The following is a 941-nucleotide window of genomic DNA, read 5'->3' as shown; positions in this document are numbered from 1 at the left end:
GGGCGAGGCGGACGGTGGCGCCGAGCACGGAGAGCCCGTGCGGGGCCACGACGACGGGTTCCAGGGTGATCGCGACGACCTCGGGATGGTCGTCGACGAGCCGGGAGACGCGCAGCAGCAGTTCCTCCAGGGCCGGGGTGTCGACCGGGGCGGAGCCGCGCCAGCCGAAGAGCAGCGGGGCGGTGCGGATGGAGCGCACGAGCTCGGCGGCGTCCCGGTCGGTGGCGGGGACCAGCCGGTGGGACGTGTCGCCCAGCAGTTCGGAGGCGGCCCCGGCGAGCCCGAAGGACAGCACGGCGCCGACGGCGGGGTCGATGGCCGAACGGACGACGGTGTCCACGCCGCGGGGCACCATCGCCTGCACGACGGGGTGGAGCTCCTCCGGCTTGCCGAGGGCCTGGGCCATCTCGGTGTAGGCGGTGCGCAGTTGCTGCTCGGTGGCCAGGTCGAGCCGGACGCCCCCGAGGTCGGGGCGGTGGCGCAGATGGGGCGCGGTGGTCTTGAGGGCCACGGGGTAGCCGAGGCGCGCGGCGGCCGCGACGGCCTCGTCGGGGCCGGGCGCGGGCAGCGTCGGGCGGACGGCGATCCCGTACCGCGAGAGAAGCTCGCCCGCCGCGTCCGCGTCCAGGGTCACGCCGGCGGCCTCGGCGTCCTCCCCGAGCAGCCGCTCGATCTGGGCGGCGGCGCCGCTCTCGTCGATGTCCTCGTACTCCGGCACCCGCCCGGGCTCGGCGGCCTGCCGCCGCCACTGCCCGTACCGCACGGCTTCGGCGAGCGCCCGTACGGCCCGCTCGGCGGCGGGGTAGGCGGGGATCCCCCCGGTGACGAGGCCACCGGGCACGGAGCCGCTGCCGGGTGCGGAGGCGGCGGCGCCGAGGGGCGGGGACCCCGGGTGACCGGGCGGGCCGGACGTGGCGGCGCCGGGTGCGCCGGCCGGGGTG

The 941-nt window shown here is 78.5% G+C and carries 1 protein-coding gene; it reads right to left on the bottom strand.

The window, feature by feature from the left end; translation table 11 throughout:
- Nucleotides 1-941 (bottom strand): acetate--CoA ligase family protein (locus tag EAO71_RS35835; RefSeq protein ID WP_187282967.1); only part of this gene is annotated, 941 nt, incomplete at both ends.

The sequence above is a fragment of the Streptomyces sp. MS191 genome (assembly GCF_008042125.1).
Lineage (GTDB): Bacteria > Actinomycetota > Actinomycetes > Streptomycetales > Streptomycetaceae > Streptomyces.
This window is presented reverse-complemented; position numbering and strand designations above follow the sequence as displayed.